This window comes from Ruoffia sp. FAM 26254 (assembly GCF_045528545.1).
In the GTDB taxonomy this organism is placed as follows: domain Bacteria; phylum Bacillota; class Bacilli; order Lactobacillales; family Aerococcaceae; genus Ruoffia; species Ruoffia halotolerans.
This window is the reverse complement of record NZ_JBGQQY010000128.1, coordinates 1-284: the sequence shown is the minus strand read 5'-3', so window position 1 is coordinate 284 and position 284 is coordinate 1. Positions and strand designations below refer to the sequence as shown.

At 39.8% G+C, this 284-nt stretch carries 1 protein-coding gene; it reads right to left on the bottom strand.

Translation table 11 applies throughout. From position 1 onward, the window contains the following. On the bottom strand, window positions 1-245 hold a 245-nt coding region (locus ACEN3Z_RS11970; protein WP_407090996.1), incomplete at its 3' end, for a helix-turn-helix domain-containing protein. Between the last annotated feature and the right edge of the window lie 39 nt (window positions 246-284).

The window sequence follows — 284 nt, the reverse complement described above, 5'->3', positions numbered from 1 at the left end:
TCTTGAATGTCTTTAAGTAGCTCGACCGTGTACTTAGGATTTCTACCCTTAAGACGTGCACGTTGATTGGCACCTTCATGGGTATCCTGAGCTTGGTATTGATCTGAAGGGCATCGTTTAAGTTCTCTATAAATCGTTGACCGATGGCGCCCGATTAATTGGGCAATGCGATTAATTTTATAACCTTCTTGATAGAGTATTTCTATTTTTGAACGTTCCTCTATGGTAAGATGTGTGTAGCTCATAACAGACCTCCGTGTTTATGTTTTTGTCGTTACTAACAT